The following is a 21,780-nucleotide window of genomic DNA, read 5'->3' as shown; positions in this document are numbered from 1 at the left end:
TATTTTTTTTAAATAAAATAACCCAAACTTTACCAATAAAATATTGAACAAAAAATCCTATTTCAAAACATTATTGGTAAAATTAAGAAGCGTATAAAAGTTTCTTGCTGGATAGCAGCGGCTTTCAGATTATAATACCCCTCCCCTCACAACGGTTGCAACTTGTCTTACATATCGCAATGATGTCATGTAAAAGGCTAAAAATAGAGTACATATTCTATAATCACCATTGCATAAATATCTTACACGCTTTATGCTTTTCCATGGGAGCAAAAGGAAGATGTCAATGTCATCTAAACTGACGCGTAACCAAACATTGGTTTTAAATACTTTAAAAAATGCAAAAGGGCCTTTAAGTGCTTATGCGATTCTCAATCACTTACGCGAAGAAGGTTTTCGCGCACCTCTCCAAGTTTATCGTGCGTTAGAAAAACTCGTACAGTTAAAGTGTATTCATCGTCTTGAAAGTGCAAATGCCTTTATGGTCTGTTTACACCCTGAAAACTGTCAACATGAACTTACAACGTTTATAATTTGCGAAAACTGTGGCACAGTCAACGAAATACAAAATCAAACGATTGTATCGAGTTTAAAACAGATGGTTCAAGCTGTTGACTTCCAAGCACATAAAAGCACCTTAGAAGTACGAGGGCTTTGTAAAAAATGCGCAATAAAATAAGACCGCTAACTTGAAAACAAGATCTCTAACTTGCAAGTTTATATATTTAGCATTATGTACCAAGGATCGCCTTATTGTTTGAAAAGCTCTTATCGTCCGTGCATATATCACCCTACCTTAGAGTGAGAGGCTTATTATACTCGTTAGAACATAAATATTGAAAGTATAAAATCATGTCCGTATCTGAGACAATTTTTTCAACAAAAAATCTCGATAAAATGAAACGAAAAAAAGTAATCAAGGCTCTTCTTATCGTCTTTGCGCTTTTTGTACTTTGGTTTAGCTATAAGTGGACGACGCAATGGTGTTATATGCTGTCCACTGAAGATGCCTAAACTGTGGCACAGTCAACAAAATACAAAATCAAACGATTGTATCAAGTTTAAAACAGATGGTTCAAGCTGTTGACTTCCAAGCACATAAAAGCACCTTAGAAGTACGAGGGCTTTGTAAAAAATGCGCAATAAAATAAGACCGCTAACTTGAAAACAAGATCTCTAACTTGCAAGTTTATATATTTAGCATTATGTACCAAGGATCGCCTTATTGTTTGAAAAGCTCTTATCGTCCGTGCATATATCACCCTACCTTAGAGTGAGAGGCTTATTATACTCGTTAGAACATAAATATTGAAAGTATAAAATCATGTCCGTATCTGAGACAATTTTTTCAACCAAAAATTTCAATAAAACGAAACGAAAAAAAGTAATCAAGGCTCTTCTTATTGTCTTTGCACTTTTTGTGCTTTGGTTTAGCTACAAATGGATAACGCAATGGCGTTATATGCTATCAACTGAAGATGCCTATGTGCAAGGAGATATAGCCGCTATTGCGACTAAATTAAATGGATATATTGAAAAAATTGCCATTAAAGCCAACCAAGTTGTAAAAAAGGACGATGTTTTATTTTACTTAGACAATGGTGATTATCAAATAGCCTTGGATCAAACAGAAGCGCATCTTGACACACAGAAAAAAACACTTCTACGCATTGATGCACAAATCACAGCCGCTCATAGTGCTTTAGATGATGCAAAAGCGCAAAAAGCAGCCGCTTCAGCCATAGCAACCAATGCACAACTCACCTTAAAACGTGTAACAGAACTGAAAGCCAATCGTTATGCCCCTCAATCTGATGTTGATGATGCCAAATCAGCTTATGAACAAGCTATCGCAAATGTTAACCGTGCAGATGCACAAATCGCTGCAGCACGCGCCAATATTCGAGTGCTAGAAGCACAACGAAGTGAAACAGAAAGCCAAACAAAGAGTTTAGAACTTTCGCGTGAAAAAGCACAACGTGACCTTGATTCAACCATTATACGCGCGCCATTTGATGGAATCATAGGAAATTTAACAGCAAAAACGGGAGATTTTGTTGTAAATGGCCAACGTCTTGCAGCGTTAGTCCCCATCCATGCACTTTATATTGAAGCAAACTATAAAGAAACACAGTTGCAAAATATTCATGCGGGACAAAAGGCTTATATTTCTGTTGATGCCTTCAAAAAGGAGGGCTTTACAGGAACAGTGCTTTCTATTTCACCGGCAACAGGTGCTGTTTTTTCTCTTCTTCCTCCACAAAACGCTACCGGTAACTTTACAAAGATTGTCCAACGCATTCCTGTACGTATTTCTATTCCAGAAGAAGTCTTAAAGACCGGACATATCCGAGCAGGAATGAGTGTTTCAGTAGAAGTTGATACACGTACAAAACCACAAGATAAAAGTCTCTTATAACAACAAGCAAATGACCTCATTATTATGACATCTTCAATACCAAAGCCCATACAGTCTCAAGAGCGCATAGAAATCCGTAGCATTGTGATTTTCATAGTTATGGCCTTTGGCATGTTCATGGCCATTTTGGATATACAAATCGTTGCCTCCTCTTTAGCCGAAGTTCAAGCTGGTCTTTCTGCGAGCTCTGAAGAAATTTCATGGGTTCAAACCTCCTATCTCATCGCTGAAGTCATCATGTTGCCCCTTTCTGGATTCTTAGGAAGATTGCTTTCAACACGTGTTTTCTTCACCATATCAGCGATCGGGTTTACGATTACTTCTGTTCTTTGTGCAACAGCAACATCTATTGGAGAGATGATTATCTACCGTGCATTGCAAGGTTTTATTGGTGGAGGAATTATCCCAAGCGTTTTTGTCGCCTCTTATGTTCTTTTTCCTCCTTCCAAACGCCCAATTGTTACCCCTATTGTTGGACTAGTCGCAACATTAGCCCCCACTATTGGTCCAACGGTCGGAGGTTATCTTTGTCATATCTTATCATGGCACTGGCTTTTTCTCATTAATGTGCCTTTTGGGATTATTATTTCAATTCTCGCTTGGAAGTTGATTGATTTTGATAAAGCAAATCCATCTCTCATGGCTAAATTTGACTGGTTGGGGCTCATTTCTATGGCTGTTTTTCTAGGAACTTTAGAATATGTACTAGAAGAAGGCGCACGTCATGATTGGCTGAATGATAGGCTGGTTCGGAATTTATTTATTATCATGATTCTTGCTGCCGCCTTGTTCTTCTGGCGTGCTTTTACAGCAAAAGAACCCATTGTAGATCTCTCTACTTTTTCTAATTTTAATTTTTCAGCTGCATCCATTTTTTCCTTTTCACTGGGTATAGGTCTTTATGGACTCACGTACCTTTATCCTGTCTATTTGAGCCAAATCCGCCATTACGATGCCCTTATGATTGGAGAAACATTGTTTCTTTCAGGATTCGTCATGTTATTAACGGCTCCCCTTGCAGGATTCCTTTCAGCACGAATGGATGCACGTGTAATGATGGCAATAGGACTTTTTGGTTTTGCAATAGGCACTTGGATGGCAAGCACTATCACAGATAAGTGGGATTTTTGGCAGCTTTTTTGGCCGCAAGTTTTCCGTGGTGCTTCTGTAATGTTATGTATGGTTCCTATTAATAATATTGCATTGGGAACACTCCCACCAGAACGAATGCAAAATGCTTCTGGACTCTTTAATCTTACACGGAATCTAGGTGGTGCTGTGGGACTTGCCATTATCAGCACGCTCATGACAAAACGCACGGACTTCCATTATGAACGAATAGCCGAAACCCTTAACCACGCAAACAGACAAGCAACTGAAATGCTTTCAAAGCTTATTTTATTATTCAAAACAGAAACCTTTGATTCCTATACCCTGGCTCTTTCTCAATTGTTTAATATGGTACGCATACAAGCAATGATTATGGCTTTTAGTGATATTTTCTTTATCATAACCATCATCTTTGGTGTTTTGACATTTATGACCATGTTTCTCAAAAAAATACCACCTCTCATGGATTCACCACCAAATCACTAAGCTTAATTACAATTGAGAAATATTTTTTATCCTTATCACTTTCCTCGCTTCTTATGCACTTTATCTTTTCTCAAGAGACAGTATAAATAAATACGTGATTCTAAATGATTCTTCTGATAAAAATTCTTTTCAATGCGGGCTCTTTACGCACTTTTAAAATAACGTCTCGCATACAAAAATTGTTTTAGATGATAGGTAAACAACGATCTTACCTAACGTGCTCCACACTATAAAGATAAAGCAGCTATTTCTATAAGATTTTTGATTTATCACCATAGGGCACAAACGATTAAAAGATTCTTTGCCCTTTACTCTTTTGAGTCTTACAAGAATATTCATAAAAGATTTATGCTTCTTGTGATTTTTATTCACACACCTATTTCCCTTATAATGTGTAGAGCAACGTTTTTTGATTCTGAATGCAAAATTTTACATGAAAAAATCATTTTGTATTTGATCCTCTCATGCCAATTGCAAAACGATTTACCTTTATAGCAAAAAAGTAATGATATATTTTTTTTCAACAAAGCTGCTCATGTAATTTTATTTTTTTACACTCTTTTAAAAAAGCTAGTATTTATAATTTTGATTCTACTGCTGCATATTTTTCTTTTTCAACAAGCGCTAAAATTGTATAAAATTTCTCAAAATATCTCTCTATTGAATCAATCAAAACCATTCCCTTGCACATAAAAAGCAAAGAAAAAAACTGTTTAAGAAAAAAGTAAAATATCCAACCGTTTCGATGCAAGATCTACCAACAATATTGGAAACTGGAAAACTGTATGATGATACTGGCTTTGAAAGAATACAAAACCACTCAAAAATCCGGTTCCTTTAATATTATAAAATAGGACGCTATTTCAAAAAATGAGCTTAAAATATATTCTTACTCACTGAACTGAAATCATCAAAAATAAGAAACCAGCCATATAATAAAATCGCAATACAACTCCCCAAAAACTTTGTACCGCTAAATACTTTGGCTCTAGCCAAAACAGTATGCTCTCCTCAATGCCAGCTGTTAAAAAACAAATAAACACTATCTTCAAGCCACTTTATGATGCTGAAAACGATTTGAAACTTCTCGTTCTCCACTAGGAACCAAAGTGCCATAACACCCAGAAAGATAATGTGGTATCAGTTCCAACGCTTGAAAGCGATGCTTTTCGTAAGGACCAGGCATTGCCAAATTTTCTGTTAAACTATTTGAAAAGCCAAAACGTTGATAAAATTCAAAATCCCCTACCAGCAAAATGGCGCCATATCCCAATTTTTTTGCTGTTTCAATTGCATGGCGGACTAAAATTGATCCTATTCCCATACCAGCACATTCAGACGCAACAGCCAAGGGGCCTAAAAGTAAAGCATGTTGTGTTTCATTTTTTCCTTTAGAAAAAGAAACATGCCAAAGACGGACACTTCCCACAAGCTCTCCAAGCACATTTTTAACCACAAAAGAGAGCCCTTGAGCAGCTAACCGTCCACGACGTAAAGCCTCTGATGATTTACGTTTACGTCCATACCCCATCGTTGAATCAAGCAAAATTTCTCGATAAGGCTTATCGGCTTCTTGCTCCAATAAAAGTGTAAAACATGCCCCATCTTTTGTTTGAAAGTTCATCATGTTCATCTCTATAACCGCCCTCTTATAGCGCCATGACGAGCATAGCAAAAAGTCTAAAAAAACTATAGTTAAAAGGAAACCTCAGATTACATATGATCGTAAAGGCTCAAAACCATTAAAAGCAACCGATGCGTAAGTTGTCGTGTAAGCACCCGTTCCATGAATCAATATTTCATCTCCTATCGTTAGGGATAGAGGAAGCGGATAAGGTGTTTTTTCATAGAGAACATCTGCCGAATCGCATGTTGGTCCAGCCAAAATACAAGGCTCCATTACCTTATCATCATGAGGTGTCTCAATAGGATAACGAATGGCTTCATCCATAGTCTCAGCGAGACCATTAAATTTTCCAATATCAAGATAAACCCATCGTACATTATCATTATCAGCTTTTTTAGATATTAGAACAACTTCTGTACGAATAACACCAGCATTGCCAACCATCGCACGTCCTGGCTCAATAATCGTCTCAGGGATACGATTACCAAAATGCTTTTTCAATGAATCAAAAACTGCTGTACCATAAGCTTGTTCTGTAGGGACATCTTTCAAATAACGGGTTGGAAAACCGCCGCCCATATTCACCAATTTCAGTGAAATGCCTTCTTGTTCCAAGCGCTTAAAAACTGTAGAAGCATCCGATAAAGCACGATCCCACGCACTCAAATCAACCTGCTGAGATCCAACATGAAAAGAAACACCATAGGCTTGCAAACCCAATTGGTGTGCGCGTCTTAGAACATCAACCGCCATTTCTGGAACGCAACCGAATTTGCGTGACAATGGCCACTCTGCACCTTTTCCATCGGTAAGAACACGGCAAAAAACACGCACTCCTGGAGCAACACGCGCAATTTTTTCCACTTCTTCCACACAATCAACGGCATAAAGTGAAACTCCCAATGCATATGCTCGTGCAATATCACGCTCTTTTTTAATCGTATTTCCAAAAGAAATACGCTCTGGCGTTGCACCTGCTTTTAAAGCCATTTCAATTTCTGCAACAGAAGCCGCATCAAAAGAAGATCCTAAAGAACTTAGCAAACGCAAGATTTCAGGAGCTGGATTTGCCTTTATTGCGTAAAAAATACGAGACTGCGGCAGAGCTTTTTCAAAATTTAAATAGTTGTCACGAACAACATCAAGGTCAACAATTAAGCATGGACCTTCAGAACGATGTGTTGCAAGAAAATCGCGAATACGTTGCGTTGCCATCTGCAATTCTCCTTGAGGGAAAGCTCCCCCACTCTATGCTTGGACAGCCAAAGCTGCCAAAAGCTAAAGGACAAAAAACACACAACAACTATCCCCATTCTGATTACAAAAAATCAGAAATTAGCATTGCATGCAGCGAAAGAACAGCGCGAAGCCGCGTTATTCTATTTTATCTGCCTTTTTGATTGGAGTTGAGAAAACCACTTCCGCACTGAAGGCAATGAGGTGTGCCTCTATAGTTATCCCAGCATTTAAAAACTGGAAGACACCAGAAAGGCCCGCACCGTCGTTGCTTCAAGATGTCCTCATTCTTGCAATTGGCTGTAAGAATGACTGGAGCGGTTAGTTCCAGGTACCGTACCGGTTAATCTCACCATTTGAGAACCAGCGGACACCCACAGGCACGTGCGACTTTGGGCAAGGCATCCTATAAAACGAATTCTTTCTCATTTCAATCATTTTTTTAATTTTAAACATTTTTTAATTCTTAAAGATAAAATGATGCGAAAAAACAACACTCTCCCCAGACAAAGCCATCCATCCGCTTTCATGAGATCACACCCCTTACATTATCCGTGCAACATAAATCACTGTCTTGCGTTTAAAGCCCCTTGTTTCTTGACCCTATTCTATCTCCTAATATCCGCAGCAGAAAATAACGCAAAATAAATTACTCAAGACATTAATTTATAATGATAATTTATTATTGTACCCTTAAACAAAAATTCCATTATAAAATCCTCTTATTTCAACCCTCTTACAATGAATCAATTAAAATCATTCTTTTGCGCATCAGAAATAAAAAACAATTGAAAAAAGGAGTACCTCTTATATATCCTCTCAAATGCAAAGATGACCAACATTGAAGACTGAGGATAGTAACGACTGAAGCACCATAGTCTTTAAAGATAACGTGTCCTTCCCCCAACAAAACACCATTATCTTTCTCATTTACATCCTAAAAACATCCCTGCTTCCACATTCATTTCACAGCATCGCTTAAGCAAAATATCATGAAGAAATCCCCGTATAATATAGCTTGTATGATATAGATCAACTACATCTCACCCTCTTTATACTTATGAAATTAAAAACAAACGCTCCCATTCTATCTGCCAACTTCCAATATTGCAGAAACTCGTACATTGAAATGTTTCATAACACCTTATCTAAAATGATTTTTGTCCACACGTTACTCCCATTTGCAACGTACAAGTGAATGAATTTTACGCGATTCGTTCTCATCTAATCTGAAAGCAACAAAGTTCACAATATTGAACTCTTTTATTCAAATGAATAATAAATTATCATTATAAATTAATGTATTATATTAAATTCTGAAATCATAAACTCCTATTATCATTTTATTTTTCCACCTAGCATCTGCTTTTTCATCTCCTCTTATTAATCACATCTTATTTATACGCTTTTATCTTAAACTATAATCTCCCTCCTCTGCGCTGTTGGTGAACGGCTTTTCTATTTTAAAATGAAAAGTATCTGAAAACTCAATCCTATAAAGTCAAGGAGAGCGAACAATCTATAATGATTATTTATAAGTCAAATAATTTAACATAAACAAAAAGACCGAATAATATCCGGTCTTATAAAATATTTTTCTACCAATATTAAAAAACTCTTCTCTCTTAAATTTAAGAGAAAAACGCTACAACTTAAAACTCTACACTACGATATCCTTATGTCCCTTGATGAGAATCAATTGCACGCAATTTCAACAATTGAAATTGCCTATGGCGCTCACGGAAGCGCTCTCTATCGGCTTCACTACGCGTGTTATAACAAGCATCACAGGAAACACCTTCCTCATAATGAGGCGATAATTTGCTTTCAGCATTAAGAGGAGAACGACACGCGCGACATAATTCGCGTCCACATTCTTCAAGACCATGTTGAACAGAAACACGCTCATCAAAAACAAAACACTCACCCCACCATAAACTTTTCTCTTTTGGAATTTTTTCTAAATATTTTAGAATACCTCCTTTTAGATGGTAGACTTGCTCATAACCAAGATCACGAACAAAAGCTGTTGATTTTTCACACCGAATACCACCTGTACAAAACATGGCAATTTTCTTTTTTTTCTTTAACTCAGCCTCATGTTTACGCACCCATTCAGGAAATTCGCGAAATGTTTTAATCTGCGGATCAATCGCTCCTTGAAAACTCCCTATCGCATATTCATAGTCATTCCGTGTATCGATTAAAATTGTCTCTTCATCTTGAATAAGAGCATTCCAATCTTCAGGATCGACATAAGTACCAACAACTTTTAGCGGATCAACCCCTTCAACCCCCATTGTCACAATCTCTTTTTTCAACCGCACTTTCATGCGATGAAAAGGCATTTTTGATGCCCATGAATATTTAATCTCCGGCGTTTGAAACGCTGGCTCAGCCGTAATAAAATCCACCAATGCCTCAATCGCATCACAAGAACCAGCAACTGTTCCATTAATGCCCTCTTGTGCTAAAAGCAGAGTGCCTTTGATATCCTTTGCTTGACATAAATCCTGCAAAGGTTTTTGTAATTGATGATAATGCTTCAAATCTGCAAAGCAATAAAGTGCAGCAACTTTAAAATTCTTTTCCATGTGTTTTGCCATAACGCGCGTTTCATTCAATTTCAAGATTTATTCATGTACTCTTTAACATATTGTGCTTAATCAAACGATACAAATAATATCATCTCCAAGAAGAAAAAATATCATGTGCCAAAAAAGAGAAAAGCTTTTATTATATCTCCAAGGACAAACTGTTATACCTGTTTTACTCATTGACAATCTACAAAGTGCTGTACCTTTAACACGCGCTCTTGTCAAAGGTGGATTAAAAACAATTGAGATCACCTTGCGAACACCAAATGCCCTCAAAGCAATTCAGAAAATCACACAAGAAGTCCCTGAAGCAATTGTTGGAGCCGGCACAATTCTCAACACAACACATTACGAAAAAGCCGAACAAGCTGGAGCCAAGTTTATTGTAAGCCCCGGATTATCCAATGAACTAATCAATTGTGCAAAAAATAGTGAAATTCCCCTTCTTCCCGGTGCAATGACCCCAAGTGAACTCATGCAAGCATTAAACAAAGGCTATTCATATCTTAAATTTTTCCCTGCTGAAGCTGCTGGGGGTATTTCCTTCATCGAAGCTTTAGCATCTCCCTTTTCTGATATCCGGTTTTGCCCAACAGGCGGTATTACACAAAAAAGTGCAACACAATGGCTCCAACTGCCCAATGTCTTCTGCGTTGGAGGTTCTTGGATAGCGCCCCAAAAACTCATTGCAATAAGTGATTGGGATTCGATTACTGCATTAGCATATACCGCATCACAACTTCCCTCTCCCTCGAAAAAAGCTCTTTCTACAATATAATGTAATGTGCAAGAATATCAGTCCCTTCAACAAGACCAAAGCTTTCACACATCCTTGCGCAATCTTTTAACATCGTCATAAAACCATAAATCATCACCCGATCTTCATCAGGATGAATTTTGCGAGTTCTATTGTTTCAAAGCCGCTTGTTTCAAAAAAGCACCCACTCTCCATAACAGTCGTAATACGCCCCATATGCTCAGAAAGCTCACAAGTAGTCATAGGATAAAATCTCAACTGTTGTGCATACTCTCCAATGAGTGGATCTTATTGCAAAGAGGAAACAAGATCTTTTGCATAAATTAACTCATTCTTTTCGCATGTTATTTAAATAAGAACAACTTCTGAAAATTTTTCATAAATATCAGGCTCACGAATAAAGCTTGCAAAAGGAAAAACCCCATACCGGTTTGAAAGAAGATAAAGCATCAACTTTCCCACTCATTACTCCACAAAAGCGCGCTCTACAACATAAGTAGCAGGAGCATTATTGGCCCCTTCAACAAGACCAAAGCTTTCACACATCCTTGCGCAATCTTTTAACATAGCCATGGAACCACAAATCATCACCCGATCTTCATCAGGATGAATTTTAGGAAGGCCTGTTGTTTCAAAAAAGTCCCCACTTTCCATCACAGTTGTAATACGGCCCATATGCTCAGAAGCTTCACGAGTAGTCATAGGATAAAATCTCAACTGTTGTGCATACTCTCCAATGAGTGGATCTTGTTGCAAAGAGGAAACAAGATCTTTTGCATAAATTAACTCATTTTTTTCGCGCGTTGTTTGAATAAGGACAACTTCTGCAAATTTTTCATAAGTTTCAGGATCACGAATAAGGCTTGCAAAAGGAGCAATCCCCGTCCCAGTTGAAAGAAGATAAAGACGTTTTCCAGGAATAAGAGCATCAAGAACCAGCGTTCCTGTAGATTTTTTACGCATGAGAACTGTATCACCAATTTTAATTTTTTGGAGATGCTCGGTTAAAGGTCCCCCTGGAACTTTTATCGAAAAAAACTCAAGCTGTTCATCCCAAAAGGGACTTGCAATCGAATAAGCGCGATAAATCGGCTTTTCTGCATTTGGCAAACCGATCATAACAAACTCACCCGAACGAAAACGAAAACTTTCCGGACGATTCAGACGGAATTTAAATAACCGATCTGTATAGTGACAAACCTCTTGGACAGTAAGGGCGAACACATTCTCAGGAATCGGAAAATTTGCAACGCTGCTGATGCTTGACGGAACATTGGTAGCAGACGTATTCATACTCTTCCCCATATCTTTATTGAACGTTAAATTTCGAATCCTTGACGTGATATAGTACTTGCACAACCATCTGCCAACAATTTTCTCAACACAAAAGCCTCAAGGTTAACACTTTTATGTCAAAATTAAATAAATGAGTCTAGTGTACTCTATAAGCGATAAAATTGATTTCACTTAAAACCAATCAAAGACTAGAAAGTAAATACTGGATACCCAATCCATCTTGAAAACAAATAATATCCAAATCAATGAGTTTTCTAAATCAACAGTTTTAATGTATCAAAAAGTGTTTACACACTGTTTTCCATTCAATAAAAATAATTTTAAGTGCATGAGACGACATCCAAAATTGCACAGATGAGTGATCTTCCCCCTCATGTTAGAAAACTTGTAATGCATTGACTTAACGTGGTTAATTTAATCATTTTACCTTCTCTACACAAGCAGCCAATGCAATATTTAATCACAACAATCACACCAGCAACAATAGTCTAACATTGCACTCTTCAAAATGATACAATACAATAAACTATGCTTTCTTTTTTATATGCCTAAACGAGGGGAAATAAGTAAAAAAGTCTATGTTTTACAAATCATTAGAAGATACCATGTTGATAACAACACAAATAAAACTAAACTATCTCTTATATCCGGAGTACCATTTTACATAAAAAACGACTTTAATGGCAGCATAGGCTTCTTAATGATTTTGACCATAGCAAATAGTGTCTTTCCCCTATATCGTAAAGAACCTCAATGAAACAACCAAAAAAACTCCGTATTTCACGAACACAGATAAGCTTTTAAAATGAACAAATCCGTTAATGATGAAATAAATACATCACTCTATACAGCTGTAGCAACCATCGATGTCAGTGCCATTGTTGCCAATTATATTACTTTAGCCAAACGTGTAGCTCCAACACAATGTTCAGCAGTTGTAAAAGCAAATGCCTATGGATTAGGAGCTCACAAAATTGCTCCTGCCCTTTACCAAGCTGGTTGTCGCACTTTTTTTGTCGCCCAAATCAGAGAAGCACTCCAATTAAAAAGCATTTTACCATCAAATGTCACAATTGCCATTCTGAATGGACTTCCACACTTAGCAGAAGAGTTTGTCGCACAATCTGGTATTGTTCCTGTTCTAAACTCTTGGAATGCCATTGAAAATTGGCAAAAAATTTGTCAAAAAAAAGATAAAAAATTTCCAGCAATTGTTCAAATCGATACCCATATGAACCGATTAGGACTGGATCAAAAAGAATTACAAAAACTCATCAAACACCCTACAATTTTCGAAAAAGCAGAAATAAAATACATTCTTAGTCATCTTTCTAACGGAGAAGATGATACCCACCCATCAAATTATGCCCAATTGACTTCTTTCAAAACGATCCTTGCGCAATTGCCTGCTTGCAAAGTTTCCTTTGCCAATTCTGGAGGTATCTTTCTAGGATCAGATTTTTATTTTGATCTTGTTCGTCCAGGCATTGCACTTTACGGAGTTGATCCGCGGGGAAAACACCCATCACCTTTGAAACCTGTTTTAAAACTTGAAGCCCAAGTCATTCAAAGCCGCGTTGTTGATATAGGAGCACCTGTTGGTTATGCAGAAAGCTTTATAACCAACAGACCAAGCACTCTTGCAACCATTTCTATAGGCTACGCAGACGGCTGGCTCCGTACTCTTTCGAATAAAGGAACTGTTTATTTCAACGGGCACAAACTTCCCATGGTTGGGCGGGTTTCTATGGATTCCATTATTGTAGATACGACCGATCTTGAACAAAAACCTCAAACTGGTGACTGGGTAGAACTCATTGGTCCCCATCAAACACTTGAAAAAGTATCTATAGATGCCGATACCCTTCCCAATGAAATTCTAACATCTCTTGGCTCCCGCTATAAATACATTTACACATAAAAACTCTTTAAAAAAATAAATTGATAAAAATCATCATTTTAGAAAATTGAGGGGCTTTTACAAAAGATTTTACAACAATCAACCACACAGAATGGTCATAGACACCGTACATTCACAGAAATCTCAAAACAGACAAGTTGATGGACTGTTTTATGGAAGTAGCTTTCACCTAAAATACAAAAACTTAGCCTTTCCCCATAAATTGACAAAAAAGAATCTACTACAAAGTTTTTAAAATTAATTTCCCAATTAAAATCATTCGCTTGCATACCACAAGCTGGACTATGTGTAGATAAAAATGATTTAAGAAAAGAATAATGCCTCTTATGAACCATAGTGCCAAGAGCTATAACATTAGGCGCTGGCAAAGTGTATGGATAGTGCCGGCTTACTCCGTTATGAAGCGTAAAGATTGGGGGATCAATAGATTTACCCTTACACCATTCACAAGCGCCGTCGCGAAATGGGATTAGGAGCGAAATGTCTCTTTAAAACAAACACGTGAATTAACAACTCAAGTATATTCTTTTTGGAGCGTTCTGTTTTACATGAAGGTCATTCCCCTACTAAAAAACACAATAAATAAAAGTATGGAGCAATGTGTAATCCCCATTATTAAAAAAAATATTGCTTTAAATGCTTTTGAAAGCCGCAAAACTGAATTAAGAGGAGATGACAAACTGAGGATTGATTTTCACCTTACGGCTTTACATTTTCCAAAATAAGATTGTCTTCCAGTTTCAAAGGTTACGTCAACAGAAATACGCAATCCCCGCCCTCATCTGACAGACAAAAGCAGGAACTACTCATAAAGCTCTTTTTTTCTCAATCTCTGGCTCAAGACATGTTGCTGCATTAAGTTTGGATGTTGATTTACAGGCAACAGCTAAAGCACACGAGCTCTTAGGAAAACAGCGCCGTAAAGTCACAAACTGACTTGCAATGAAGTGGAAAGATGTGCCGGCTTTTATAAGGCCCCTTGTAAAAAACAACCATAATACATTTGGCTTTGCGTTTGCTCATTCTGACAGGTGTTCTTACATATTTTTGCGTCATATTTATAAAAAGCAGATTAAAGAGAAATATTTAGACAATTCTTGACTCGAAAAGATGCAACAACAGAGTTTCGCGTGTCTTTATCATCAAAAACATTAAATTTGATTTTATTCTTTCTACAACCCGTCGTCGTCACCTTAGTGAGAAGTAGTATGTCACAACACATGCAACAGACGTGCCCCTATCCTCATAGGTTTTCACTCTCGTTTACATGAATTAGCTGGCTAGACCGATGCCGACTAGTCACTAAAACCATGTCATACGGTAGAAGACAAAGGAGAGCATGCCTATTGCCGACAAAACACAGCTTTTTGTCGACTTTTTCGATTTTGCTCATGTTATAAAAAACAATGCAAAATTCTAGAAAATAGACAAATAATTCCATAGTAACATGATCAACAAGTACAAAACCCACACAAAATGTGTGGGCTTTTTTCGTTCATGCAAATAAACAAATTAAATATATATTTGTTATTTAATAGGTATTTCCCAATGGTGGACACGAACAAATGAGCATTCTGTCTCCCGCAACATTATCAATACGCGATACAGGAGGCCAATATTTATTGGCTGGATCAAGAGAACTGTTGGGAAAAGCAGCTTCTTGTCGCGAATAGGGTCGTACCCAAGCATCATCTAAAGTATCAGCCACTGTATGAGGGGCATTCACCAATGGATTATTGTCTTTTGGCCAAACCCCATTCCCAACTTTTTTCGCTTCTTCAGCAATAGAGAGTAAAGCATCACAAAAACGATCAATCTCTGCTTTTGGTTCTGATTCCGTTGGCTCAATCATTAAAGTTCCCGGAACAGGGAACGACATCGTAGGCGCATGGAATCCATAATCAATGAGACGTTTTGCAATATCATCAACACTCACCCCATACTGCTCTTTCAACACGCGTGTATCCACAATACATTCGTGAGCAACACGTCCATGCTTGCCCCGATAAAGAATGGAATAAGCAGCTGAAAGACGTGCAGCAATATAATTGGCATTTAAAATGGCTATTTGTGTTGCATATTTTAAGCCATCAGCCCCCATCATTCGAATATACATCCATGTAATTGCAAGAATAGACGCACTTCCATAAGGAGCAGCAGAAACCGCATGTGTTGTCCCATCCTGTTCATGACCTGGTAAGAATGGTTTGAGATGCACTGCAACTCCAATTGGTCCCATACCAGGACCACCACCACCATGAGGAATAGCAAATGTTTTATGAAGATTCATATGACAAACATCAGCGCCAATATCCGCAGGACGAGCAAGACCCACAAGGGCATTGAGATTAGCACCATCAAAATAAACTTGTCCGCCATTTTCATGAATAATAGAACAAATTTCCTTAATACTTTCCTCATAAACACCATGGGTTGAAGGATAAGTAATCATGAGAGCGGCCAATTTATCTTTATGCAATTGCGCTTTCATCTTGAGATCGTCTACATCAACATCACCATCGCTTAAACATTTTACCACAACGACTTCCATCCCTGCCATATGGGCCGAGGCTGGATTGGTACCATGCGCAGATGCAGGAATAAGACAAACTGTACGTTGATGTTTTCCCCGTGATTGGTAATATCGTCGGATAGCCAAAAGCCCAGCATATTCACCTTGAGCACCAGAATTTGGCTGAAAAGAAACTTGCGCAAATCCTGTAATTTCACACAACCACGCATTTAACTGGTTGATCATCTCCAAATAACCCGCTGCATCCTCTTGTGAAACAAAGGGGTGTATATTGGCCATGCTCGCCCAGCTCACAGGCATCAATTCAGCAGCTGCATTAAGCTTCATTGTACAAGAACCAAGAGGGATCATAGCGCGATCCAGCGCCAAATCCTTATCCGCTAAACGACGCAAAAAGCGCATCATATCTGTCTCTGAATGAACAGCATGAAAAAAAGGCTGAGAAAGAAAAGCAGCATCCCGTTTTTTTCCAAAGAGTCGTGGAGAAACCTTATCAACGAGTTGTGCCCCCAAAAGCTGCGCTAAAGCACCAGCATCTTCTTCTGTTGATAATTCATCAAAATTGATTGCAATAGTGTCATCATCGAGAACACGAATAAGGCGCCCACCTATTTTGGCTTGATGCGCAATTTCTCGCGCTTTTCCCTTAACAGAAATACTCACACAATCAAAAAAGCTTTTCCCTTCAACATGAACCCCTGCGGCTTCTAAACCAGCAACAAAACGACATGTTAAATGATGAATTCGCTGCGCAATTTCTTGTAAGCCTTTTGGCCCATGCCAAACAGCATAAGCGGTTGCCATATTAGCCAACAAAGCCTGCGCTGTACAAATATTTGACGTCGCTTTATCGCGCCGAATATGTTGTTCACGTGTTTGCAAAGCTAAACGAAAACCAACGCGTCCTTTGGTATCCACAGATTGACCAACAATACGCCCTGGAATAAGACGCGTTAACGCATCACTCACGGCAAGGTAACCAGCATGTGGACCACCAAATCCCATCGGAACGCCATAACGCTGCATAGTGCCAACAACGATATCTGCCCCCCATTGAGCAGGTGGCTCCTGAAGAGTAAGCGCTAAAGGATCAGCTACAACGATAACTAAAGCTCCCTTTTCCTTTGCCTCTTTTATGATCTCACTGTAATCATGAAAAGAGCCTTTTGTATCTGGCCAAGACAAAACAATTGCCGCTGTATCAGGATCAATTTCGCCATTTTGGCTAATCTGAATCCCTTGTGTTTCAGCACGCGTTTGCGCAACACTCAAAGTCTGAGGATGTAAAAGACTCTGAAGAGAAATTTTTGTTTTTTTCTCACGGAAAAAGCGAACAGCAAGGGCATTGGCTTCAGCTAAAGCAGTTGCTTCATCAAGAAGGGAAGCAGCAGAAACAGGCAAACCTGTTAGTTCACTAACCAATGTCTGAAAATAAAATAAAAGCTCTAAACGACCTTGGCTAATTTCTGCTTGATAAGGCGTATAAGCAGTATACCAAGCAGGATTTTCAAACAGATTTCGTAAAATAACCGGAGGCACATAAGTTCCATGATATCCTTGCCCAATAAAACTTTTGTGCACATGGTTACGCTCCATCATCTTGGAGAGTTCTTCCAAGGCTTGTCCTTCACTAGCAGCCTCTGGAAGATTCAGTGAACGTCCCAAATGGATAGAGTGTGGAACAGCTTGAGAAATAAGTGTCTCAACACAATCAAGCTCTAAAACATCAAGCATTTTTTGTGTTTCATCAGGACGCAGCCCAATATGTCGAGAAGAAAAAGAACGCTCGATCATGGTACTCATCCAATCAAAGCCTTATAAGCATCTTTATCCAACAACCCCTCCAGTTGTGTCTCATCCTGCAATGTCATTTTCCATAACCAGCCTTCTGTTTCGGGTTTCTGGTTTACCAGTTCAGGATTATCAGCCAAGGCTTCATTTATTTCGACCACTTCACCATCAAGAGGAGCATAAACATCTGAAGCCGCCTTCACTGATTCTACAACAGCCGCCGCCTCTCCTTTGGAAAGTTTTGTTCCACTTTGTGGTAAATCAACAAAAACCAAATCCCCTAATTGCTCTTGCGCATAATGCGTAACCCCAACAGTCACCACCTGCCCTTCAACGCTAAGCCATTCATGGTCATGTGTAAAATAAGTTTTAGACATAAAAAATCATCCTTTAAAATAACGTTGTTCAACAAAGGGAAGAGAATGAACTGATAATACAATCTTTTTGCCTCGCAGTTCTGTAAAGACTTGTGTCCCTTCAACTTTAAAATCAACAGGAACGTAACCCATCGCGACAGGACCATCAAAAGAAGGACCAAAACCACCTGATGTTACAATGCCAATCTCATTACCTTGATCATCAAGAAGCACCGCACCGGCACGAATAGGTTGACGCGTTTGCGGTTTTAATCCAACACGACAACGAGCCGGTCCTTTTTGCAGTGCTTCAAGAAAAGCCTTCGCACCATAAAATTGTGCTTTTTCTCGAACACTTTTAGGAACAGCCCATATTAGAGCCGCATCAATAGGTGTCGTATCAGGGGTAATATCATTTCCATGCAAACACAGCCCCGCTTCCAACCGCAAGCTATCGCGTGCGGCAAGCCCAATCCACTCAACACGAGAATCACTCAGCAATTTTTCAGCCAACATATGCGCATGCCCTATAGGCAAAGCAATTTCAAAACCATCCTCTCCCGTATAACCAGAACGCGTTATAAACCAATCCTGTTGTGGTTCGAATCCTTGCATAAAGAACAATTCATTCCCTGGTAAATCGGCATCAGCAAGAACAGCGGCCGCTTCAGGACCTTGAAGCGCAAGCAATACCCTTTCAAGGGCAATCACTTGACATTCAAAATCAACCGCACGCTTTTCCAATTCTAAAAAATCAGCCTGTGCATTCCCAGCATTGGCGACCAACATAAAACGACCCTCTTCCAAACGGGTAATAATAAGATCATCAAGAATACCAGCCTGCTCATTAAGCAAATAATTATACCGTGAATGCCCAATCTTTAAAGCTGCTGCATCAATGGGAAAAGCATAGGACAAAAATTCCACAGCTTGTGCCCCTTCAACCGCAATCAATTTCATATGAGAAATATCAAAAAGTCCTGCATGTGCACGCGTATGAAGATGCTCTTTTAAAACGCCAAGAGGATAAGTTAAAGGCATGTTCCAACCCGCAAAAGCACCAAATTTTGCTCCTGCTTTTTCATGCAAATCATATAAAGGAAGTGTTTTTAAAAAAGATGTTTCTTGTGCTGTGCCCATAATAACTCCAAAGCTGCGCTAACGCCCATAGAATATGGTCGTCTCTGCCCCCTCTGTCATCAACCTGAGAGACTCGCGAAAAGATTTTTCGCTTACACCTTCGGCGCGGGTTCTCCCGACTTTCCAGATCTGCCTTCTTCCTTTTACGGTCCTTAAAGCCTGAGAGATTATGGGCTATTTCCCCTTCGGCGGCAATGCGAAAATTTGCAATTTGCACTCTCCCGCAAAAGAATGAAAGAAACGATAACGCTCTTTCCAGCATATTTAAACCTATAGCCTATCTTCATCACACTGTCATTAGTAAAGTGATGAAAATGTTCTCATTTTAAAACTTGCATAAGCTCCTTCAAAAGATTTATAATAGTGTCCTTTTGAACCTTACAAAAATTGCAAGCAACACATTTTAGGAAATTTAAGACAAAAATCAAAAGCTATAAACAAAAACACCTCTTGAAAATCATGCAAAACGTCACACACTAAAAAGATCGCAAAGCAATACTCTTTCGCGCGCAGTTCAACCTTAAAAATAGGGTTTCATATTCTTTTTGAGAATAAGGACTTCAAATATTTTATAAGTATGATTTTAATGCACAAGAAGTAGGTTTTCTGCTTTCTCAATAGTGTCATAAATAGCGACTATTTACAGACTAAAACTACCGAACAAAGGTGACAAAATACTCATGAAAGCTGGTAATATCTCTTACAATTGCGAAAATGATCTTCCAAAACAAATTGCTCTTTTTCCTTTAGAAGGTGCACTCTTACTACCCGGTGGTTTTTTATCACTCAATATTTTTGAACCAGAATCACTTGAAATGATTGAAAATGTTATGGTAACTGATCGTCTATTGGGCATTATTCAACCACTTTCATCGGATACAGATCGCTTCTCTACACAACTTTATAAAACAGGCTGTATAGGGCGTATTACAAACTACAGTGAAACAGGAAACGGACAACTGTTCATTATCTTACAAGGTGTTTGCCGCTTCACTTTAGAACAAGAATTGAAAAACACAAAATCCTATCGAACAGCTCTCATCCAATCAAACATAAAAGACTTGCAAGAATTTGATATTGAAGAAAGCATTAACCGAGAGAACTTACTCGACGTTGTAGAAAAATATCTAACCATACATGAAATGGAATATAATTGGAGCAGCATCATAGAAGCCCCTACACCTATATTGGTTAATGCTTTTTCAGCTCTTATCCCCTTTACACCAGCAGAAAAACAAGCTCTCCTTGAAGCTCCAGATATTGAAAGCCGTGCCCAAACTCTTCTTGCATTAACAGAACGCTCGCTCATGAAACAAACAGGAACAGATTACCGCTTAAACTAATGAATGTCCAAACATGAAAAAAATGACCACAGATCCAAAAATGCTCGAATTGCTCGTCTGCCCAATGACGAAAGGTACTCTCTCTTTCAACCGAAAAACACAAGAGCTCATTTCTCTCAAAGCCAAACTTGCCTACCCTATTCGTGATGGCGTTCCCATTATGCTTGCCTCAGAAGCGCGCCCTTTGCAAAACAATGAAGAAATAACGCATAAAAAATAAAAAACCCTCATGCAATTTTCCTCTACAAGCCCACTGTTATCAAGTCTCTATCAATATGATATCTCAATATTTACGATTTCTGAAAAAAGAGTTTTACAATAAAGATATTTATATCGCTTTACACCTTGTAACAAAAGCCAAAAATATCATCAGATTCTCTCATTCCAGCCTGTTCATACTGAAGCAATCAAAACCATTCGCTTGCACCACACAAGCATCTGAATAAAAATGGCTCTTATGAACTTCTTAAAAGCAAGAATTATAATAACATTTTTAACCAACTCAGGTAAATGAAATTTATTATATTAAACATAAAGATTGTTATATTTCATGGACTTTAATTTATACTATTTACGAACAACATATTTGAGATACCTCGATTTAAGATGAATAAAAACGACAAGTTATATCATCTTATGTATACCATATCGGGACAAGAATATTTATCTGTTTATGTACTCTTCAAAGCGGGAAAACAGCCTAATTTGGGGGAGAAAACATAAAATCGTAAAGGAGAAAATCACCCCATTACCTTGCCATCACCCTTTAATTTCGCTTTACAATTTTTACAAGTATCTAAAGTATCTCAAGCAATATTTTTATGTATAATATACGCATTAATTACGTGAAAACTTGAAACAACAAACAAGAAACACTGTTGTAATTTCAATTGACGATTGAAAGTAATTGCCTTATGAAGGAGGCTTGTGTTTTTGGTTGTATACGCGACAATCAAATAGGGTCTGGAAGCCCGAAAAACTCAAACTAGAAATAAAACCGCTTTTGCGGATATCCCGGAATTTCCGGGGGCTCTTGTTATGTCCAAGTGCTTTCAGCACTAAAAGCAAGGGGCTGTTTTGAGTCAGCACTTCCAGACCCCGGAATACTAATGCGAGGGCGCTCGCAACCGGTGGGGACATCAAGTGAAAGCCAAAAATCTACATTTTT

The 21,780-nt window shown here is 38.3% G+C and carries 14 protein-coding genes, 3 pseudogenes and 1 riboswitch; of the genes and pseudogenes, 9 read left to right on the top strand and 8 right to left on the bottom strand.

The window, feature by feature from the left end; all coding sequences use genetic code 11:
• The first annotated feature begins 286 nt into the window (after positions 1-286).
• The 5 genes and pseudogenes from ACFIQE_RS07120 (at position 287) to ACFIQE_RS07100 (ending at position 4,015) form a co-directional block, all read left to right on the top strand.
• Positions 287-679, top strand: a complete 393-nt coding sequence (locus ACFIQE_RS07120) for a Fur family transcriptional regulator (RefSeq protein ID WP_375621615.1) — start codon at positions 287-289, stop codon at positions 677-679.
• Between the two features lie 173 nt (positions 680-852).
• Positions 853-1,011 (top strand): annotated as a pseudogene (locus ACFIQE_RS07115) (HlyD family secretion protein); the annotation flags it as partial.
• Positions 1,008-1,151: pseudogene (locus tag ACFIQE_RS07110) on the top strand (transcriptional repressor); the annotation flags it as partial. The pseudogenes ACFIQE_RS07115 and ACFIQE_RS07110, both read left to right, overlap by 4 nt.
• 173 nt (positions 1,152-1,324) lie before the next feature.
• The gene (locus ACFIQE_RS07105) at positions 1,325-2,419 is read left to right on the top strand and encodes an HlyD family secretion protein (RefSeq protein ID WP_375673993.1); all 1,095 of its coding nucleotides are present in this window, start codon (positions 1,325-1,327) and stop codon (positions 2,417-2,419) included.
• A 24-nt stretch (positions 2,420-2,443) separates the two neighbouring features.
• Positions 2,444-4,015, top strand: a complete 1,572-nt coding sequence (locus ACFIQE_RS07100; RefSeq protein WP_375621613.1) for a DHA2 family efflux MFS transporter permease subunit — start codon at positions 2,444-2,446, stop codon at positions 4,013-4,015.
• Positions 4,016-5,063: 1,048 nt separating this feature from the next.
• Here ACFIQE_RS07100 and ACFIQE_RS07095 read toward each other — a convergent pair.
• The 3 genes from ACFIQE_RS07095 to ACFIQE_RS07085 all read right to left on the bottom strand — a co-directional run bounded on the left by ACFIQE_RS07095 (position 5,064) and on the right by ACFIQE_RS07085 (position 9,472).
• A complete protein-coding gene (locus tag ACFIQE_RS07095) occupies positions 5,064-5,648 on the bottom strand; it encodes a GNAT family N-acetyltransferase (protein ID WP_375630327.1) in 585 nt (194 codons plus the stop codon).
• Positions 5,649-5,723: 75 nt separating this feature from the next.
• The gene (locus tag ACFIQE_RS07090) at positions 5,724-6,857 is read right to left on the bottom strand and encodes a type III PLP-dependent enzyme (protein WP_375621611.1); all 1,134 of its coding nucleotides are present in this window, start codon (positions 6,855-6,857) and stop codon (positions 5,724-5,726) included.
• 1,697 nt (positions 6,858-8,554) lie between these two features.
• Positions 8,555-9,472: a rhodanese-related sulfurtransferase gene (locus ACFIQE_RS07085; protein WP_375621610.1), complete on the bottom strand. Its 918-nt coding sequence runs from the start codon at positions 9,470-9,472 to the stop codon at positions 8,555-8,557.
• Positions 9,473-9,587: 115 nt separating this feature from the next.
• Here ACFIQE_RS07085 and eda point away from each other — a divergent pair, with 115 nt between their 5' ends.
• A complete protein-coding gene (gene eda / locus ACFIQE_RS07080) occupies positions 9,588-10,253 on the top strand; it encodes a bifunctional 4-hydroxy-2-oxoglutarate aldolase/2-dehydro-3-deoxy-phosphogluconate aldolase (RefSeq protein ID WP_375632523.1) in 666 nt (221 codons plus the stop codon).
• Here eda and ACFIQE_RS07075 read toward each other — a convergent pair.
• Positions 10,232-10,679, bottom strand: a pseudogene (locus ACFIQE_RS07075) (ferredoxin--NADP reductase); the annotation flags it as partial. The gene eda and the pseudogene ACFIQE_RS07075 overlap by 22 nt on opposite strands.
• A gap of 18 nt (positions 10,680-10,697) precedes the next feature.
• On the bottom strand, positions 10,698-11,525 hold the full coding sequence (locus tag ACFIQE_RS07070) for a ferredoxin--NADP reductase (RefSeq protein ID WP_375612296.1): 828 nt from the start codon (positions 11,523-11,525) through the stop codon (positions 10,698-10,700).
• Positions 11,526-12,333: 808 nt separating this feature from the next.
• On the opposite strand from ACFIQE_RS07070, the gene alr reads away from it, so the two are divergent.
• Complete coding sequence (gene alr / locus ACFIQE_RS07065) at positions 12,334-13,449, top strand: alanine racemase (protein WP_375612295.1); 1,116 nt, start codon at positions 12,334-12,336, stop codon at positions 13,447-13,449.
• Positions 13,450-14,980: 1,531 nt separating this feature from the next.
• Here the strand turns inward: alr and gcvP are convergent.
• Genes gcvP through gcvT form a run of 3 tightly spaced genes read right to left on the bottom strand, consistent with a single transcriptional unit; the run spans position 14,981 to position 19,269 of the window.
• Entirely contained in the window at positions 14,981-17,776 is a 2,796-nt protein-coding gene (gene gcvP, locus ACFIQE_RS07060; protein WP_375707440.1) for an aminomethyl-transferring glycine dehydrogenase, read from the bottom strand.
• Between the two features lie 5 nt (positions 17,777-17,781).
• Entirely contained in the window at positions 17,782-18,150 is a 369-nt protein-coding gene (gcvH, locus tag ACFIQE_RS07055) for a glycine cleavage system protein GcvH (RefSeq protein WP_375612294.1), read from the bottom strand.
• A gap of 6 nt (positions 18,151-18,156) precedes the next feature.
• Positions 18,157-19,269 (bottom strand): glycine cleavage system aminomethyltransferase GcvT, encoded by a 1,113-nt coding sequence (gene gcvT, locus ACFIQE_RS07050; protein ID WP_375613638.1) that lies wholly within the window; start codon positions 19,267-19,269, stop codon positions 18,157-18,159.
• 136 nt (positions 19,270-19,405) lie between these two features.
• Positions 19,406-19,503, bottom strand: a riboswitch (glycine riboswitch).
• Positions 19,504-19,949: 446 nt separating this feature from the next.
• Between gcvT and ACFIQE_RS07045 the strand changes: the two genes are divergently transcribed.
• Positions 19,950-20,612 carry an LON peptidase substrate-binding domain-containing protein gene (locus tag ACFIQE_RS07045; RefSeq protein WP_375610818.1) on the top strand — a complete coding sequence of 221 codons (663 nt, stop codon included), beginning with the start codon at positions 19,950-19,952 and terminating at the stop codon, positions 20,610-20,612.
• A gap of 13 nt (positions 20,613-20,625) precedes the next feature.
• Complete coding sequence (locus ACFIQE_RS07040) at positions 20,626-20,832, top strand: Trm112 family protein (protein ID WP_273791466.1); 207 nt, start codon at positions 20,626-20,628, stop codon at positions 20,830-20,832.
• Positions 20,833-21,780: the final 948 nt, after the last annotated feature.

The sequence above is a fragment of the Bartonella sp. AA1HLJMS genome, assembly GCF_042197445.1.
GTDB lineage: Bacteria > Pseudomonadota > Alphaproteobacteria > Rhizobiales > Rhizobiaceae > Bartonella.
The sequence above is the reverse complement of the archived record's forward strand: the minus strand, read 5'-3'. Positions and strand labels throughout refer to the sequence as shown.

Excerpts from the sequence above, each read along its gene's own strand:
- gcvH (WP_375612294.1), bottom strand. The coding sequence starts at position 18,150 with ATGTCTAAAACTTATTTTACACATGACCATGAATGGCTTAGCGTTGAA.
- ACFIQE_RS07100 (WP_375621613.1), top strand. The coding sequence starts at position 2,444 with ATGACATCTTCAATACCAAAGCCCATACAGTCTCAAGAGCGCATAGAA.
- alr (WP_375612295.1), top strand. The coding sequence starts at position 12,334 with ATGAACAAATCCGTTAATGATGAAATAAATACATCACTCTATACAGCT.
- gcvT (WP_375613638.1), bottom strand. The coding sequence starts at position 19,269 with ATGGGCACAGCACAAGAAACATCTTTTTTAAAAACACTTCCTTTATAT.
- ACFIQE_RS07085 (WP_375621610.1), bottom strand. The coding sequence starts at position 9,472 with ATGGAAAAGAATTTTAAAGTTGCTGCACTTTATTGCTTTGCAGATTTG.
- ACFIQE_RS07070 (WP_375612296.1), bottom strand. The coding sequence starts at position 11,525 with ATGAATACGTCTGCTACCAATGTTCCGTCAAGCATCAGCAGCGTTGCA.
- eda (WP_375632523.1), top strand. The coding sequence starts at position 9,588 with ATGTGCCAAAAAAGAGAAAAGCTTTTATTATATCTCCAAGGACAAACT.
- gcvP (WP_375707440.1), bottom strand. The coding sequence starts at position 17,776 with ATGATCGAGCGTTCTTTTTCTTCTCGACATATTGGGCTGCGTCCTGAT.
- ACFIQE_RS07095 (WP_375630327.1), bottom strand. The coding sequence starts at position 5,648 with ATGAACATGATGAACTTTCAAACAAAAGATGGGGCATGTTTTACACTT.
- ACFIQE_RS07105 (WP_375673993.1), top strand. The coding sequence starts at position 1,325 with ATGTCCGTATCTGAGACAATTTTTTCAACCAAAAATTTCAATAAAACG.
- ACFIQE_RS07040 (WP_273791466.1), top strand. The coding sequence starts at position 20,626 with ATGAAAAAAATGACCACAGATCCAAAAATGCTCGAATTGCTCGTCTGC.
- ACFIQE_RS07120 (WP_375621615.1), top strand. The coding sequence starts at position 287 with ATGTCATCTAAACTGACGCGTAACCAAACATTGGTTTTAAATACTTTA.
- ACFIQE_RS07045 (WP_375610818.1), top strand. The coding sequence starts at position 19,950 with ATGAAAGCTGGTAATATCTCTTACAATTGCGAAAATGATCTTCCAAAA.
- ACFIQE_RS07090 (WP_375621611.1), bottom strand. The coding sequence starts at position 6,857 with ATGGCAACGCAACGTATTCGCGATTTTCTTGCAACACATCGTTCTGAA.